Annotated in this window: 10 protein-coding genes; 6 read left to right on the top strand and 4 right to left on the bottom strand. The window is 60.8% G+C overall.

What is annotated here, in order from left to right; translation table 11 throughout:
* The first annotated feature begins 23 nt into the window (after positions 1–23).
* The 3 genes from OQ248_RS16565 to OQ248_RS16555 are packed head-to-tail and all read left to right on the top strand — an operon-like array spanning position 24 to position 4,161.
* Positions 24–947, top strand: coding sequence for a cytochrome c peroxidase (locus OQ248_RS16565; protein WP_265815105.1), 924 nt, complete (start codon positions 24–26; stop codon positions 945–947).
* Positions 947–2,761, top strand: coding sequence for a DAHL domain-containing protein (locus OQ248_RS16560; protein WP_265815104.1), 1,815 nt, complete (start codon positions 947–949; stop codon positions 2,759–2,761). Before OQ248_RS16565 ends, OQ248_RS16560 begins: the two co-directional genes overlap by 1 nt.
* Positions 2,758–4,161, top strand: a complete 1,404-nt coding sequence (locus OQ248_RS16555; protein ID WP_265813351.1) for an ATP-binding protein — start codon at positions 2,758–2,760, stop codon at positions 4,159–4,161. The genes OQ248_RS16560 and OQ248_RS16555 overlap by 4 nt, the downstream gene beginning before the upstream one ends.
* On the opposite strand, the gene OQ248_RS16550 is transcribed toward OQ248_RS16555, so the two are convergent.
* Both OQ248_RS16550 and OQ248_RS16545 read right to left on the bottom strand, forming a co-directional pair.
* Complete coding sequence (locus OQ248_RS16550) at positions 4,162–5,487, bottom strand: APC family permease (RefSeq protein ID WP_265813350.1); 1,326 nt, start codon at positions 5,485–5,487, stop codon at positions 4,162–4,164.
* A 282-nt stretch (positions 5,488–5,769) separates the two neighbouring features.
* Positions 5,770–6,591, bottom strand: coding sequence for a carbon-nitrogen hydrolase family protein (locus tag OQ248_RS16545; protein ID WP_265813349.1), 822 nt, complete (start codon positions 6,589–6,591; stop codon positions 5,770–5,772).
* A 125-nt stretch (positions 6,592–6,716) separates the two neighbouring features.
* Between OQ248_RS16545 and OQ248_RS16540 the strand changes: the two genes are divergently transcribed.
* Positions 6,717–7,517 carry a LuxR C-terminal-related transcriptional regulator gene (locus tag OQ248_RS16540; protein ID WP_265813348.1) on the top strand — a complete coding sequence of 267 codons (801 nt, stop codon included), beginning with the start codon at positions 6,717–6,719 and terminating at the stop codon, positions 7,515–7,517.
* Between the two features lie 36 nt (positions 7,518–7,553).
* A complete protein-coding gene (locus OQ248_RS16535; protein ID WP_119427750.1) occupies positions 7,554–9,173 on the top strand; it encodes an FMN-binding glutamate synthase family protein in 1,620 nt (539 codons plus the stop codon).
* 9 nt (positions 9,174–9,182) lie between these two features.
* On the opposite strand, the gene OQ248_RS16530 is transcribed toward OQ248_RS16535, so the two are convergent.
* Together OQ248_RS16530 and OQ248_RS16525 are read right to left on the bottom strand one after the other, a co-directional pair.
* The gene (locus tag OQ248_RS16530) at positions 9,183–10,688 is read right to left on the bottom strand and encodes a glucosyltransferase domain-containing protein (protein ID WP_265813347.1); all 1,506 of its coding nucleotides are present in this window, start codon (positions 10,686–10,688) and stop codon (positions 9,183–9,185) included.
* Between the two features lie 169 nt (positions 10,689–10,857).
* Positions 10,858–12,276 (bottom strand): amino acid permease, encoded by a 1,419-nt coding sequence (locus tag OQ248_RS16525; RefSeq protein ID WP_085709436.1) that lies wholly within the window; start codon positions 12,274–12,276, stop codon positions 10,858–10,860.
* Positions 12,277–12,772: 496 nt separating this feature from the next.
* Between OQ248_RS16525 and OQ248_RS16520 the strand changes: the two genes are divergently transcribed.
* Positions 12,773–15,883 carry a transglycosylase domain-containing protein gene (locus OQ248_RS16520; protein ID WP_265813346.1) on the top strand — a complete coding sequence of 1,037 codons (3,111 nt, stop codon included), beginning with the start codon at positions 12,773–12,775 and terminating at the stop codon, positions 15,881–15,883.

The raw sequence follows: 15,883 nt of genomic DNA, 5'->3' as shown, positions 1-15,883 counted from the left end.
CGTCGCTCAGTGTTTTGTTCCTGATGCTTTTCGCTCCCTGCGTCGAGATTGTTGCCGCGCCGCTGGACGAGCCGCTGAAACCGCTGCCCGACATTCCGAAACAGGATCCGAAACGCGTCGAGCTGGGCCGCCGGCTTTTTCAGGATCCACGGTTATCGGTCAACAACACCCTGTCCTGCGCCAGTTGCCATCAACTGGACAAGAACGGCGCTGACAGCCGGGCCCTTTCCCTGGGCTTCGATGGACAAGCGGTGGCGGTCAACACCCCGACCGTGCTCAACGCCAGCCTCAATTTCCGCCAGTTCTGGGACGGTCGCGTGGAAACGCTGGAGGAACAGACCAACGTCGTCATCACCAGCCCCCACGAAATGGGCAGCGACTGGAACACTGTCGTGCAACGGATCTCTGACGATTCCGGCTATCGCCAGTCTTTCAGTGCCGCCTACCCGGATGCCGTGACGAAAGCCAATATCCAGAACGCCCTGACGAGCTACGAGCGCACGTTGCTGACACCCGGCTCACGCTTCGATCAGTACCTGCTCGGCAACACCGAGATCCTGACCCTCGATGAGAAATACGGCTATCAGCGCTTCAAGGACTACGGCTGCATTGCCTGCCATCAAGGGGTAAACATCGGCGGCAACATGTACCAGAAGTTCGGAGTGTTCGGTGACTACATCGCCGATCGCGGCAACCCGACGCTGGCGGATCAGGGCCGGTTCAACGTCACCGGTGACGAAAACGATCGGGCCGTGTTCAAGGTGCCGAGCCTGCGCAACGTGGCACTGACCGCGCCGTACTTCCACGACGGCTCGGCGCCCACCCTCGAACGGGCGGTGGACGTGATGTTCCAGTATCAGTTGGGGCGCATGCCGAGCGAGGAAGACAAGGCGCTGATCATCGAGTTTCTCAAGACCCTGACCGGACATTGGGAGGACCAGCCATGATGACAACCGTCTCGGGGCGGCGCAGCCTGCTGTTGCTCAGCCTCCTCGCCGTATTGCTGGCCTCGGTCCTGGTGTTTCTCTACCTCAAGTCCAGTTCCGAACAGACCACCACCTACACCGAATCCCGGGACCTGATCCGTCAGATCAAGCAACAGGATTCGCAGTGGGAAAGTGAAGTCCTCAAGGCCCGGGTGGCGATCACCCACAATTACGACCCGCTGGTCTCGCCGATGAACGAGATGAATCGCCTGTGGGCACGCTTCGAATCCATGGAGTCCGGGCATGGACGCGGCGAATCCACACAATGGGACCATGCCCACGAACGCTACCTGGACGCCATGCAGGAAAAGACCCGTCTGGTTGAACAGTTCAAGTCGCACAACGCGTTACTGCGCAACTCCCTGGCGTTTCTGCCCAGCGCCGAAGATGACATTCAGGCACAACTGGCCAATCTGTCCGACCTCGACAAGATTCAATTGCAGAACATCGTCACCGACACCTATGACCTGTTGCTCAGCGCACTGGAGTTCGCCCAGGTCGCGTCTGACGACAAAGCCTCCGACATCGAGGTGGGCCTGAACAAACTGGCGGTGAACGCGCAACGTTTGCCGGCGGATTTTCAGACTCCGATCAGGATCCTGAGCAATCACATTGCGCTGATCCTGCGCGAGCAACCGATCGTCAACCGCCTGCTCGATCAGATCGAATCGATCCCCGTGGCCGAGCGCCTGGACACCATCACCAACATGCTCGACCTGGATCAGCAACAGGCCGAACGCACCGACCAGAAATACCATTTCTACCTGCTGCTGTTTTCCGTCCTGCTGATGTTGTCGCTGCTGTGGCTGGCCATCCGCCTGATCCGCAGTTTTGCCGAAATCAACCGGGTCAACGCGGCCCTGCAAACCGCCAACGATGTGCTCGAGCAACGGGTCGACGAGCGCACTCGCGAACTGAAGAACGTGCAGAGCGAATTGCTCGACGCCGCACGACAGGCCGGCATGGCGGAAATCGCCACCAACGTGTTGCACAACGTCGGCAACGTGCTCAACAGCGTGAACATTTCCTCCGACCTGATCTCGCGAAAACTGCGCAGCAGCAAAGCCTTGGGGCTGGGCAAGGCGATGCAGTTGATCAACGAACACCCGGACGACCTCGGGTCGTTTCTGACCGAGGACGCCAAAGGCAAATTGCTGCCCGGCTACCTCAACCAACTGGTGGGCGCCATCGCCCAGGAACAGCAGGAAATGGCCGACGAACTGGCGCAGATGAACAAGAGCGTCGATCACATCAAGGACATCGTCGCCACCCAGCAATCCTATGCCGGCGCCAACAGCATGACCGAACCGCTGTACATCAACGAACTGCTCGAAGATGCACTGCGTATGAACGCCGGGGCGCTTACCCGGCATCACGTCACGGTGTTCAAGGAATACGGCGACGTGCCCCAGGTAATGGGCGACAAGCACCGTCTGCTGCTGATCCTGATCAACCTGATCAGCAACGCAAAGTACGCGATGTCCGACCTCAGCAACCGCCCGCGAACCATGACCCTCGGAGTGAAGATCGTTGATGACGGTTTTCTGGAGATCAGCGTCAAGGACGATGGCGAGGGCATTGCACCGGAGAACATGACGCGGATCTTTGCCCACGGTTTCACCACCCGCAAGGATGGCCACGGCTTCGGCCTGCACAGTTGCGCCCTGGCGGCCATCGAGATGAACGGCCATCTGACCGCCCACAGCGACGGGCCTGGCCTGGGCGCCCTGTTCACTTTGCAGATCCCGCTGATCACGGTAACGGAGAACGCATGAGCGAACTGTCGAACCGCCGCATCCTGCTGATCGACGACATGCCGTCGATCCACGAAGACTTTCGCAAGATCCTCACCCCGAACCGGGCGCAGTCGGCGGAACTGGACGAGATGGAGGCGGCCCTGTTCGGCGCCCCCGCCAAACCCCGGCGGGCGATGTTCGAACTGGACTCGGCCTATGGCGGCGAGGAAGGCCTGGCCAAACTCAACCTGGCTTTGCAGGAGCAATGCCCCTACGCCCTGGCCTTTGTCGACATGCGCATGCCTGACGGATGGGACGGAGCGAAAACCATCGAGCAGTTGTGGCTGCAGGATCCGCAATTGCAGGTGGTGGTCTGCACCGCGTATTCCGATTATTCCTGGGATGAACTGCTGGATCGCCTGCACGCCCATGACCGGCTGCTGATTCTGAAAAAGCCGTTCGACAACATCGAAGTCCAGCAGATGGCCAACACCCTGCTGACCAAATGGCAGATGACCGAACGTGCATCATTGCAGATGCATCACCTGGAACATCTGGTGGATCAGCGCACCGCCCAGTTCAAACAGGCCAGCGAAGCCTTGCAGCGGGAAATCGACGAACGCAAGCAACTGGAAGGCCAGTTGGTGCAGTCGGAAAAACTCGCCTCGCTGGGGCAACTGGCCGCCGGGGTCGCCCATGAAATCAACAACCCGATCGGCTTCATTTCCTCCAATCTCGGCACCCTCGACGGTTACTTCCAGCAACTGCTGGCCATGCTCGGCGCCTATCACGCCGCCGGGCAAACCCTGGCTGCCGAGCCGGCTGCGCAGTTGCAACAACTGCGCGAGCACCTCGAAGTGGATTTTCTGCTGGAGGACATTCCGGTGCTGATCCGCGAGTCCAAGGAAGGCATCGGCCGGGTCGGGCAGATCGTCAAGGACCTCAAGGACTTTTCCCGGGTCGACACCCAGCAGCAATGGCAGTGGGCGAACCTGCAGCAGGGCATCGAGTCGACCCTGAACATCGTCGCCAGCGAGCTCAAGTACAAGGCCGATGTGGTCAAGGAATATCAGGACATCCCGGAGATCGAGTGCCTGCCCTCGCAGATCAATCAGGTCATCATGAACCTGGTGATCAACGCGGCGCAGGCCATGGGGGCCGAGCGCGGCACCATCACCCTGCGCACTGCGGTGCAGGGCGAGTCGGCGATCATCGAAGTGGCCGACACCGGCTCGGGCATTGCCCCCGAAACCCTGCAGAAAATCTTCGACCCGTTTTTCACCACCAAACCCGTAGGCCAGGGAACAGGGCTGGGCCTGTCCCTGTCCTATGGCATCGTGAAGAAACACGGCGGGGATATTTCAGTCAGCAGCACGTTGGGCGCCGGCACCACGTTTCGCGTGCAACTGCCATTGCGCCAGTCCCGGCCTGCAGCCTGATCAGGTCGCTTCCTGAAAATCCATTTCCGGTGGCTGGCGACGGAAACCGCCGGTCAGCACCGCCAGATACACCACGCCAATCGCCAGCCAGCTCAGGCCCAGATACACCGCCAGGTGATCGAGGCTGACCATCAGCCACAAGTCCGCCACCAGACCGATAAACGGGAACATCAGAAACAGCAGCAGCTCGCGCGGGCCTTTTTTCTCGCCACCGATCCAGTAGTGAAAAATCACTGACAGGTTGACCAGGCTGAAGGCCAGGAACGCGCCGAAGTTGATGAACGAGGTCGAGGTGGTCACGTCGAGTTTCAGCGCCAGCAACGCCACCACGGCGCACAGCAGGATGCTGTTGACCGGCGTACCGAAGCGCTCGTGCAAGGTGCCGAAGAAAGACTTGGGCAACACACCGTCACGCCCCATCGCGAACAACAGCCGCGAACCGCTGGCCTGCGCCGACAGTCCCGAGGCGAACTGACCGACGATCAAACCGATGAGGAAAATCGACACGAACAGGTCACCACCGATGTTGCGCGCAATCTCGTAGGCTGCCGAGTCGACATTGTCGAACTGAAACGACGGATGAGCGACCTGCACGAAGTACGACACGCCGACGAAAATCAGCCCACCGATCAGGGTGATCAACATGATTGCCCGAGGGATGGTGCGACGTGCATCGCGGGTTTCTTCGGTGAGGGTGCTGACTGCATCGAAACCGAGGAACGAGTAGCAGGCGATGGCCGCGCCGCTCATGATCAACGGCATCTGCATGTCGCCATTGAAGAACGGTTTGATCGACCACAGCGGCGTGCTGGCGTCGCCGCCGATGTAATGCACGCAGAGGGCGACGAACGCGACCAGCACCAGAAACTGCACCAGCATCAGCAAGGCGTTGATGCCGTTGGCCAGTTTCAGGCCGATGATGTTGATCGCGCTGGTGATGCCGATGAACGCCAGCACCCAGATCCACTGCGGGATCGATGGAAAGGCCGAAGCGAGGTACGCGGCGCCGATCAGCCAGATCGCCATCGGCAGAAACAGATAATCGAGCAGCACCGCCCAACCGGCGATGAAGCCGAGTTTCGGGCTGATGGCCTTGCGCACATAGCTGTAGGCCGAGCCGGCCACCGGGAACGCGGCGGCCATGCGGCCATAACTCATGGCGGTGAAGAACATCGCCACCAGCGCCGCCAGATACGCGGCGGGCACCATGCTGGCGGTGGACTGGGCGAGGATGCCGAACGTGCCGAGGACAATGATCGGCGTCATGTAGGCGATGCCGAACAGCACCACCGACCCCAGCGAAAGGGTGCGTTGCAAACGAGCCATGGGCGACTTACTCCGGATTTTATTGGATTTATGGCAGAGGCCGAGTTCGGCGAATGTTTCGGGTGTTTTGTTATTGTTCTGGTGTCATCTGAATAGTGGTATGACTTGAGATCCATCCCCCTCACCCCAGCCCTCTCCCCAGAGGGGAGAGGGGGAAAGGGAGCAGATCGGGGACTTTTCAAATCCTGAGATCGACTCGATCTTTCAGGTCGGCGTACCTCGAGTGAGCGACTCGGTCAGTCCCCTCTCCCCCCGGGAGAGGGTTAGGGTGAGGGCAGCGATTTAACGGGCAGGAATCAAGAGCTCCCGAACACCGCCATCCCGCTCCACCACCTCCCCCGGCAACCTCAACCGCTGATCATCCAGATACCGATAATCCTTGCGCGCCAGGGCCAGCTGACCAAAATCCAGTTCAACGCTGAACCGCCCTTCCTCACGCCCAGCCTCGAACAGCACCGTGCCCAGCGGATCCACCAGCGCACTGCCACCGGCAAACATCAACCCGTCATCCCCGGCTTCCACACGGTTGACCATCAACGCAAACGCCTGGTTTTCCTGCGCCCGGGCCATGATCGCTGTGCGGTGGGTCGGCCCGTACGGGTCCATGTTGCCGTTGGTGACGATCAGCAATTCGGCGCCCAGTTGCGCCAGGGCACGGGCCGATTCCGGGAACTCGATGTCGTAGCAGATCAGCAGACCGACCCGCACACCATTCCACAAACAGGTGGTGTAACGGTCGCCCGCCTCGAACACACCGCGATCCGAGGCCCAGAGGTGGGTCTTGCGGTATTTCAGGGCGATGCCCTCGGGGGTGATCAGCAGCGTGGTGTTGTAGAAGCGGCCGTTGTCGTTTTCGGCCATGCCGATCACCACAGCGATGTTGCGTTCCCGAGCAGCGGCCTGCACCGCGCTGACGGTCGGGCCGTCTACCGGTTCGGCAATCTGCGCCACGGTGTCGGCGGTCGGGAAGCCCATCAGGTGGGTCTCGGGGAACACGATCAGTTGCGTATCGGCCGGGCACTCGGCAATCGCCGCCAGGGCGCGTTCGAGGTTGTACGCCGTGTCTTTGTCACGGCCCGCCAGTTGGGCGAGTTCGACTTTCATGGGGAGTCCTTGTTATGAGCGCCGGGCGCCGAAAGATTGCCCGGCGGCTGTCTGTGGGCCAGTATGCTCGGCATTCGACCGGCCAGGGAATTACGCGGCCGGGGTAACCCGATAGGGGTAGAGGCATGACTGTTTCGTTTGACGACATCACCTGGCACCGCGCCGTCGGGCAGTTGATCGACGCCCTCGACAAGCCGAATTTCTGGGCACAACTGGTGCGCCTGCTCGACCAGTACGTCACGTTCGATAGCTGGGTGGCGCTGCTGTTCAGCGCCGACCGTCACCCCCAGGTGTTCGCCGAATGCCCGGGGGAAGACGGCAGTCCCGACCAGTTGTTCCAGGATTACCTGCGCGGGTTGTACCTGCTCGACCCGTTCTACATCGCTTGCCGCGAACAATCGCGCACCGGGTTGTACCGCCTGTCGGAGGTCGCGCCGGAGCATTTCGAGCTGACCGAGTATTACCAGCGATACTTTCGTCTGAATGTGGTGGCCGACGAAATCCAGTTCAATTGCCAGCTCGAAGGCGACCGCACGCTGTGCCTGTCACTGGGCAGCAAGCAGCGCTTCAGTGGCGAGCAGATTGCCCTGCTGTCGCTGATCCAGCCGTGGGTGCTCGGCCTGTTGCGCCAGCGCCTGCCCTACGAAATCAATGAAATCGTCGCCCTCGCCCCGTCGCCGGCGCCACCGGACTGGCGGGTGCAACTCGAAGCGTCGGTGCAGCAACTCAAGGGCGCGCAACTGACCGCCCGGGAACTGGATGTCGGGCGTTTGATGCTCAGCGGTTGCTCCAGTAAAGAAATCGCCCGTAAGCTGGAAATCTCTGTTGAAACCGTGAAAGTCCATAAGAAACACATGTACAGCAAGCTGGGGATCAAATCCCAGTCGGAGCTGTTTTCGATCTTCCTGCAGGCGCAGAACGCCTGACTGCCGCAAAAAATCTGTCCGAACCAAGGAAACCGTATGAGCCTGTCACTCCTGAGCCGCTACGCCTTCTTTGCCGTCTGCGTGATTTTCACCCTCGCCAGCCTGCCCTTCCTCGAACACGACTGGCTGTGGCCGATCACCGCCGTCACCGGGGTGCTGAGCCTGCTCGGTCTGTTCGACCTGATGCAGAGCCCGCACGCGGTGCGCCGCAACTATCCGATCCTGGGCAACATCCGCTATCTGGTCGAGGGGATTCGCCCGGAAATCCGCCAGTACCTGCTGGAGTCCGACAGCGACGCCCTGCCCTTCTCCCGTGCCCAGCGCTCGCTGGTGTACTCGCGGGCCAAGAATGAAAGCGCCGACAAACCGTTCGGCACCCTGATCGACGTGTATCAGTCCGGTTTCGAGTTCATCGGCCACTCGATGCGCCCGGCGCCGCTGAGCGATCCGAACAGCTTTCGCGTAACGGTTGGCGGGCCACAGTGCACTCAGCCGTACTCGGCGTCGGTGTTCAATATCTCGGCCATGAGTTTTGGCTCCCTCAGCGCCAATGCGATCCGCGCGCTGAATCAGGGCGCCAAACTCGGCAACTTCGCCCACGACACCGGCGAAGGCAGCATCAGCCCCTATCACCGCGAACACGGCGGCGACCTGACCTGGGAACTGGGCAGCGGCTATTTCGGCTGCCGTACCAGCGACGGCCGTTTCGACCCGGAACGTTTCGCCGCCCAGGCACAGACCCCGCAAGTGCGGATGATCGAAATCAAGATGAGCCAGGGCGCCAAACCCGGCCACGGCGGGATTCTGCCCAAGCACAAGGTCACCCAGGAAATCGCCGACACCCGCGGCATCCTGATGGGCGAAGACTGCATCTCGCCGTCCCGCCACAGCGCCTTCTCCACGCCGATCGAAATGATGCATTTCATCCAGCAACTGCGTGAACTGTCCGGCGGCAAACCGGTGGGCTTCAAGTTCTGCCTCGGCCATCCGTGGGAGTTCATGGGCATCGCCAAGGCCATGCTGGAAACCGGCATCCTCCCGGACTTCATTGTGGTCGACGGCAAGGAAGGCGGCACCGGCGCCGCCCCGGTGGAGTTCACCGACCACATCGGCGTGCCGATGCGCGAAGGCCTGCTGTTCGTCCACAACACTCTGGTGGGCCTGAATCTGCGGGACAAGATCAAGCTCGGCGCCAGCGGCAAGATCGTCAGCGCCTTCGACATCGCCAGCGTGCTGGCCATCGGCGCCGACTGGGCCAACTCCGCGCGCGGTTTCATGTTCGCCATCGGCTGCATCCAGTCGCAAAGCTGCCACACCAACAAATGCCCGACCGGCGTCGCCACCCAGGACAACCTGCGCCAGCGTGCGCTGGTGGTGCCGGACAAGGCCCAGCGGGTCTACAACTTCCATCGCAACACGTTGAAGGCGCTGGCGGAAATGCTCGCCGCCGCCGGCCTCGATCATCCGTCGCAGCTCTCGGCCAAGCACCTGGTACGGCGCATGTCGGCCACCGAGATCAAACTGTTCTCGCAGCTGCACGTGTTCCTGAAACCGGGGGAATTGCTCACCGGGGAAGTGAACGGCGAGTTCTATTCGCGGATGTGGCAGATGGCGCGGGCGGACAGTTTTGAGCCGCAGGACATCGCGGCTGCCTAGCGGTAACGCTCACCAACTCAAGAGCCGGCCATGGGGCGGCTCTTTCATGACGATGAAACCGTAATCGCCGATCAGATAGATGCGGTAGTAGAGGCTGTCCACCAGAGCTGGAAAACCCTGATAGCCGACGCGGGTGGCGTTGCGCCGCTCGCGTTCGGCGACCACGTTGGTGATGCCGGCCGAGGGCAGATTTTCCGCGAGCATGAAGTAGTCGATGTTCAGCAGGTAGCGCAATACCGGTAACTGTTTGAACGTGCCCGTCGCACTCGCCAGCCAGCGGTCGGAGTAAGTGACCGACATATAAATCCGCTTGGCGTCGCGCAGTTCGCGATGTGAGGAAATGTCGTGACTGAGGCTGTAGAGAGCACTGCTGGCGAAGGTTTTTTCCATCGTCAGCACCCGCCCGTAAGCGAAGGACAGCGACAACGTTGCCAGAAGAGGAATCGCCAACAACAGGGGCAGCCGCGAGTGCAGCGACGTCAATCCGATACAGGCCAGATAGAACAGCAACATCAGCAGCACGCCGAACCCCATCAGGGTTCGCGCACCTTCGTTGAAGTCGCGAAACAACAGCGTCACGCCCGGCACCAGCAGCACAATCAACGGCAGCGTCAGCAGGCAGATAAAGCCCAGGAGCAAACCTTGTGCGGGTGGCTCATTGCGCAGGCGAATCAGCCTTCCCAAGCCCACGCCGCCGACCAATGCACACACCACCAAAACAGCGAACACCGCCGTGTAGGCACTGTGAAACAGCAGAACAACTTTCTCCATCACCCGACCGATATTGATGCCGATCTGTAACAACGGATCAGCGCTGCCGCTGAGCAACTCCGTGCGCCCGGATTCCGTGAACGGATAGGCCGTGACCGCGTAGATCGACACGCCCAGCGCCAGTTGCGCCAGCTTCCAGCCCGCCAGTTGCCAGAGCTCTGCCCAGGGCAGGCGCCGATGAACAGCCCTGAGCAATTCCACACAACACAGCCCGAGAAACACATTGAGGCTTATCTGATACAGCCCGATCGCCAGCGCCAGCAGCACCGAAGGCACCAGCCATCGCTGTATCCGGGAAGTGCCGCCAAACGTGATCGCGTAAATCACCGCGACCAGACTCAGGGCCATGCCGGCCCCGTCGTATTGATAGGACAGGTTCTGCAACAGGAACGGGTTGTACCAGAGCGGCAACGGCACCAGACAACAGGCCAGCGTCGGTTCGGGGAAATAGTGAAAGGTCAGTCGGGTCAGGGCCAATGACATGGCCAGCGTGGCGAGCAACAGCGGCAACGGAAAGATATTCGGCGCAGCGCCCGTGAACGTCAGCGCTTTATACAACCAGTCCATGAACAAGCGCCCCTGCCCGGCCCAGACATTGCCGGCAGCCAGGGTGCGCCAGTTGTCGTCGATGTAGGGGAAGTCGGCGAGGATCAGCGGCAGGATGTACAGCGTCGTGGCGAGCAGAAAGAACAGCACGACCTGACGGCGGCCGAGTTCTCGTACGAGAAAATCGCTCATCCTCATTTCAGTGCCTCTGTTCACCGTTGTGCTGATTTCGACAGTGATAAAGCTTGGAACATGGCACGAAGTCAGAGGTCGTTTTTTACGCTGGTTTCAGACAAGCGGCCTCACCTCCCGCCCACAAAAAAGCCCCGGCCAATCGACCGGGGCTTCAGGTTTCAGCAATGGCGATTTACGACGCCGAACGCACCGCGCCCTGCGACGCATCGGTCGGTTGCAGCTTGAACACGTAGAACAGAACGGTCAGCAGCACCAGGAACGCCGGGCCGACATACAGCGCCACGCGGGTGTCCGGGAAGTACGCCATCAGGCCCACCACCAGCACCAGAAACGCCAGCGCCAGATAGGAGCTGACCGGGAACAGCCACATCTTGTACTTCAGGCCGGCACGTTCGCTGGCGCTCAGGCCTTTGCGGAATTTCAGCTGGGCCAGCAGGATCATCACCCAGGTCCAGATCGCGCCGAAGGTGGCGATGGACGTTACCCAGACGAAGACTTTTTCCGGCACCAGATAATTCAGCAGTACGCCCAGCAGCAGGGCGAAGATCGACAGCAGCAACGCCCGACGCGGCACGCCGTTGGAAGTCTTGGCGAAGGCGGCAGGTGCCTGTCCGTTCTGCGCCAGGCTGTAGAGCATGCGTCCGGTGCTGAAGATGCCGCCGTTGCACGACGACAGCGCGGCGGTGATCACCACGAAGTTGATGATGCCGGCGGCAGTCTTGATGCCCAGACGCTCGAAGGTCATCACGAACGGGCTGCCCTGCGTGCCGATTTCATTCCACGGGTAGATCGACAAAATCACGAACAGTGCGCCGACGTAGAACAGCAGGATCCGCCAGAACACCGAGCCGATGGCACCGGGAATGGTTTTCTGCGGGTTCTTCGCTTCACCGGCGGTCAGGCCGATCATTTCAACGCCCAGATAAGCGAACATCACCATCTGCAGCGACATCAGTACGCCAGTAACGCCGTTGGGCATGAAGCCGCCATGGGTCCACAGGTTGGAAATCCCCAGCGCCACACCGTCGTTGCCGAAACCGAAGGCGATGATGCCGATGCCGCCGAGCACCATGGCGATGATGGTGACGATCTTGATCAGGGCGAACCAGAACTCGAACTCACCGAAGGCCTTCACCGCGATCAGGTTGATCGACCCCATGCTGACCAGCGCCGCCAGCGCCCAGATCCAGCGCGGCACATCGGGGAACCAGATGCCCATGTACACCGCCACTGCCGTGATTTCCGCGACGCAGGTCACCAGCCACAGGAACCAGTAGTTCCAACCGGTGAGAAAGCCGGCCAACGGGCCGAGATAATCCTGTGCGTAACGGCTGAAGGAACCGGCCACCGGGTTGTGCACGGCCATCTCGCCGAGGGCGCGCATGATCACCAGGATCGCCAGACCACCGATGATGTAGGACAGCATGATCGCCGGGCCGGCCATTTCGATGGCCTTGGCCGACCCCAGGAAAAGACCGACTCCGATACAGGCGCCGAGCGCCATCAGACGGATATGCCGTTCGCCGAGTTCGCGTTTGAGTGGACCGCCGTTCGCGGTCTCGCCATGGGGCGGGTGATTGCCGACTGGCATGGGGGACTTCCTCGTCTTGTTATTGGATAGACCACCGAGTGTCGAAGCGTCGGCCGATAAGCCCCGGCTTCCCGACACCGCATCGGCCTCGTGGGCGGACGCGTCCTTCAGGTCCGGGCCTGAGGATCAGCGGGGCTGGCAGTATAAAAAGCTTCCAGCAGGATATTTCACTCTAAAAACCGACTTATTCAGCGACAAGCATCGTTATAAATCGGCATTTCGAGATAAACACTCCTGAAAAAACCGGATTATTCACTGCCGAAATGGGCGCCGAGTATTGCACAGCAATGGTGCAGCGTCATGCCCCTACCCAAGTCGTATTTACCCGCGAACCGCTCTGATCCGCCATTTTCCGGGACCTGAACAAGCGTTGCTGCCGGCTTGCCCCCTGCGCAGATTTGTTCAGGGTCGAAGCTTCACAATTTTTTCACCCGCGCCAACCACCGACTAAGCTTCAGTCAAGTCCGATCAATCTGCGTGAATGGATCAATCGACTATGGGCGCTTTGTGGCAAACCGATTCGAGTGAAAAAGTGGTTCCGACTGAACGTGTGGATGAAGCGCCTGTCCCTGAGAAACCCCGTCGTAACCGGCATGGGTGGAAGGCTTTCTGGCTGTTGCTGGTGATCATTGCGATTGTGGTGGGCCTGGCCGCAATGAAGGAAATGCGCACCTCGCGTTTTCAATCCCGCGAGGTCAGCCAGTACGCCGCCAAATTGACCTATGAACTGCAACCGGGCCCCAGTGAAGCCATTCGTTATCCGGGCAACGGGCCGTTCGATCTGCGCCTGGGTTACAGCTCGCTGGACGAGTTTCTGCCCAGACTGCTCAAGCGCAATTACGTGATCACCGAACAGACGCGCTTCTCGCCAGCGCTGCTCGGCTATACCGACAAGGGCCTGTTCGTGCCCTACTCCGAGAAAATCCAGGCGGGGCTGTCGATCACCGATTGCCGGGCCGCGCCGCTGTATCAGTACAACTATCCGCAACAGCTGTATTCAAGTTTCGAGTCGATCCCGCCGGTGGTGGTCAACAGCCTGCTATTCATCGAAAACCGTTTCCTGCTGGATCCCAAACAACCGCTGGCCAACCCGGCAGTGGACTGGCCGCGCTTCGGCATGGCGGCGTGGTCGCAGGTTGCCAAGTTGCTGCACTTGCCGGGACAGTCGGCAGGCGGCAGTACCTTGGCCACGCAGCTGGAAAAATATCGTCACTCGCCCGACGGACTGACGGTGAACGGTGCCGAGAAAATCCGCCAGATGATTTCCGCCAGTGTGCGCGCCTATCAGGCCGGCCCGGACACCTTGCCGGCGCGGCGCAACATCATTCGTGATTACCTCAACAGCGTGCCGTTGTCGGCGGTTCCGGGGCATGGCGAAGTCCATGGCATGGCCGAAGGCCTGCGGGTCTGGTACGGCGCCGATTTCAATGAAGCCAACAAAAAACTCGCCAGTACCGCGACCGATCCGCAGACGATGGCCGACAAGGGCCTGGCCCTGCGCGAAATGCTCTCGCTGATGATCGCCCAGCGTCGTCCTTCGCATTACCTGACCAAGGGCCGGGAAGAACTGGCCGACCTCACTGACAGCCACCTGCGTCTGCTCAAGCAGAACGGCGTGATCGACAACGCGCTGGCCGATGCCGCCCTGGCCAGCAAGGTCACGTACCGCGACTGGCAGACCCAGCCGACCATCCAGCCGATCGAGACCAATAAAGGCATCAGCGTCGCCCGCAGCCGGTTGGCCTCGATGCTCAATCGTCCGCTGTACGACCTCGACCGCCTCGACCTCTCGGCCACCAGCACCCTGCAAGGCGAACTGCAAACCCAGGCCACCGCCTACCTGAAGAAACTCGCCGACCCGGCCTACGCCGCCGAAGTCGGCCTGATGGGCGAACGCCTGCTGACGCCCACCAGCACCACCCAGGTGCGCTACAGCTTCACCCTGTTCGAACTGACACCGGACGGTTCGCGGGTGCGGGTGCAGACCGACAGCACCGACCAGCCGTTCGACATCAACGAAGGCAGCAAACTGGAACTGGGCTCCACGGCGAAGATGCGGGTGCTGACCACCTACCTGCAAATCATCTCCGAACTGCATGACAAGTACGGCGCCATGACCGTGCCGGAACTGAAGAAAGTCGAGGTACCGGATCAGGACCGCCTGACCCAGTGGGTAATCGATTACCTGATCCAGAACAAGGATCACGACCTGTCTAAGATGCTCGGCGCCGCCCTCGACCGCAAATACTCCGCCAGCCCCGGCGAGGCGTTTTTCACCGGCGGCGGGCTGCACGTGTTCCACAACTTTCGCAAGGAAGACAACGGCCGCATGCCGACCCTGCGCGATGCCCTGCGCGAGTCGATCAACCTGCCGTTCATTCGCCTGATGCGCGATCTGGTGCGCTACACCACCTACTCCGGCCCCAACAACAGCGCCGAGCTGCTCAAGGATGATCGCGACCCGCGGCGTCAGGAATACCTCGCCTCGTTCGCCGACCGCGAAGGCACTTCGTTCCTGCTCAAGTTCTGGAAAAAGTACAAGAACAAGGACACCCAGGCCCGGCTCGATACGTTCCTCGACAGCATGCGCCCGACACCGATCCGCATGGCCGCCGTGCACCGTTACCTGCTACCCAACGCCAGCCAGGAAGACTTCAACAGCTTCGTGCGCTCGCATCTGAAGGGCGTGAAAATCACCGAAAAACTCACCGACGAACGCCTCGAAAGGCTTTATCTGGCCTATGGCCCCGGCACCTACGACCTGCCCGACCAAGGCTTCATCGCCAAGGTCCACCCACTGGACCTGTGGCTGATCGGCTACCTGCTCAACCACCCGGACGCAAATTGGAGCCAGATCGTCAAGGCCAGTCAGTTCGAGCGTCAGGAAGTCTACAGCTGGCTGTTCAAGAGCAAGCACAAGGGCGCCCGGGACAGCCGCATCCGCACCATGCTGGAGATCGAAGCGTTCCTCGACATCCATCAGCGCTGGCAGAAAGTCGGTTACCCGTTCGATCATCTGGTGCCGTCGCTGGCCACTGCCATCGGCAGCTCCGGCGACCGCCCTGCCGCGCTGGCCGAACTGATCGGCACCATCCTCAACGACGGTGTGCGCATGCCGACGTTACGCATCGACAGCCTGCATTTTGCCGCCGGCACCCCTTACGAAACGCGAGTGGTCAATGACCCGCATGTCGGCAAACGCGTGATGCCTTCCGAGGTCGCTACCGCCATGCGCGAAGCGCTCTCCCAGGTGGTGGATTCGGGGACTGCCAAACGTGTTTCCGGCAGTTTCAAAATGGCCGATGGCCGACCGCTGATCATGGGCGGCAAGACCGGTACCGGTGACAACCGGATCGAAGCCATCGGTTCCGGCGGACGGATCCTCAGTTCCAAATCGATCAACCGTACCGCAACGTTCGTGTTCTACATCGGCGACAGTCATTTCGGCACGCTCACGGCCTATGTGCCCGGCCGTTCGGCGGAGAACTTCAAATTCACCTCGGCGTTGCCGGTCCAGGTGCTCAAAGGCATGGCCCCGATTCTCAACAACTATCTGCAACCGGGTAGCCACACGCAATGCCAGCCGGTCGAGGTTGCGCGCCGCTGA

This window comes from Pseudomonas sp. COW5 (assembly GCF_026240005.1).
Taxonomy (GTDB): Bacteria; Pseudomonadota; Gammaproteobacteria; order Pseudomonadales; family Pseudomonadaceae; genus Aquipseudomonas; species Aquipseudomonas kribbensis.
The sequence above is the reverse complement of the archived record's forward strand: the minus strand, read 5'-3'. Positions and strand labels throughout refer to the sequence as shown.